Raw genomic sequence first — 565 nt, forward strand, 5'->3', positions numbered from 1 at the left:
GGGCACTGAAAAGTGCCCTTTCGAAGGGGGATGCCCTAAATTGAGTGCTTACGGGTAAAACAAACTTCAGTTTGGCCTTATTCGATATTGAGAACCATTTGTCGCCCAAATGGAAGAAGATAGATTATTATGTGAATTTTATTTATGCCGGAAAGAAAGAGGGAGTAGTCGAGTTCGAATATACATTTAGGTTTGAGAACGGGATAGTTGTCTATGCCTATTCTAAAAATACCGGTGGTATATTAGTGTCCGACTCGCTTCGGGTGGACGATAATTGGGTTTTTGAACGGAAGAATGGTTCTTTTTGCATAGACAAGCAACAGTTTCCTATGGAAGAAACCATAGAGAATAACCTCGGAAGTAATGCCGATATTTTTATATGATTATTTTAGGAATATAGCCAATTTGTGTTGATTTATTAGGACAAAAAGTCGGTGATTTCCTCTGTTCTCAATTCTGTTTTGCTACTAATATAACCTCGGTCTTATACTGAACCCTATTCAGTCTTATACTGAATGCCATTCAGTCGTATACTGAATTACCCCCCCCCCCCCCCCCCCCCCCC

Annotated in this window: 1 protein-coding gene; it reads left to right on the plus strand. The window is 40.4% G+C overall.

Annotated elements, in window-relative coordinates; all coding sequences use genetic code 11:
• The first annotated feature begins 71 nt into the window (after positions 1-71).
• Positions 72-383, plus strand: coding sequence for a hypothetical protein (locus DW039_RS08695; protein WP_207810777.1), 312 nt, complete (start codon positions 72-74; stop codon positions 381-383).
• Positions 384-565: the final 182 nt, after the last annotated feature.

Source organism: Bacteroides sp. AF39-16AC (assembly GCF_003602735.1).
Taxonomy (GTDB): domain Bacteria; phylum Bacteroidota; class Bacteroidia; order Bacteroidales; family Bacteroidaceae; genus Bacteroides; species Bacteroides uniformis.